Genomic DNA, 1,041 nt, shown 5'->3' on the forward strand with positions numbered 1-1,041 from the left:
GGCTTTGTTGCACAAAGATTTAAAAGATAACACTCTGCTCATTTGAACAGAATTCAAGTGACAACTTGGGTATGAGGACGACCTAATTCTGTAAATTTGTTCAATACGGCTATGCGTGCATGAATCTCATTCACCTGACTAGAAAAACTCCTTGCTGTTAATTTATCACCTAATAGTTTGATGCAATGCATCTTGGTTTCAACTAAACTTCGACGATGATAACCAGACCATTTTTTCCAAAGCGTTCTTCCTAAACGTTTAACTGTTTTCAGTAACTCATTCCGCTCTAAAGATCTCAATTTCTGATCTTTCCATGGTTTTGCATTTTTTTTTTTCGGAATGAGCGCATGTGCATCTCGATCTAGAATGACTTGTCTGCAGTGCTTCGTGTCATAAGCACCATCGGTATAGACCGAATCAATTCGTTCATCTAAGGGAATTTGAGCAAGTAAATCACCGAGTACTTGCGAATCGCTCACATTATTTGTAGTAAGCTGTACCGCACGTATTTGCAAGGTTTCAGCATCGATGCCAATATGAAGCTTACGCCATTGGCGACGATATTCAGGTCCATGTTTCTTACGTTTCCACTCACCTTCACCTAGAAACTTTAAGCCAGTTGAGTCGACGAGTAGATGTAGCCCATCACTACTTTTTTGATAGCTAATCGCAATATCAATATGTTTTTGTCTTCGACAAAGCGTACTGTAATCTGGTGCGGTCCAATTTAATCCACAAAGTTTAATCAGACTTTGAACAAAACCCGTGACCATGCGTAAAGAGAGTCTAAATAAAGATTTGATCATTAAACAGCATTGAATAGCCGTATCGGAGTAAGTTTGATTTCGACCTTGCTTGTTTTGTGGTTGTGCATACCACTGAGTGTTTGGATCAAACCAAATGGAAATGTTGCCCCGATTAATGAGAGCGCGATTATAGGAAGACCAGTTGGTTGTACGATAAGTTTTAGGAGTAGGTTTATTCATTTTGAAATTATAGGACTGAATAAACCTTATAGGCTAGGTTTGTGCAACAAAGCCG

1 protein-coding gene is annotated in these 1,041 nt (G+C 39.0%); it reads right to left on the minus strand.

What is annotated here, in order from left to right; all coding sequences use genetic code 11:
* Positions 1 to 53: 53 nt before the first annotated feature.
* The gene (locus tag C8322_RS14220) at positions 54 to 986 is read right to left on the minus strand and encodes an IS5-like element ISAha2 family transposase (protein WP_111810832.1); all 933 of its coding nucleotides are present in this window, start codon (positions 984 to 986) and stop codon (positions 54 to 56) included.
* Positions 987 to 1,041 lie beyond the last annotated feature (55 nt).

It is taken from the genome of Acinetobacter sp. SM1B, from assembly GCF_003289665.1.
Taxonomy (GTDB): domain Bacteria; phylum Pseudomonadota; class Gammaproteobacteria; order Pseudomonadales; family Moraxellaceae; genus Acinetobacter; species Acinetobacter schindleri.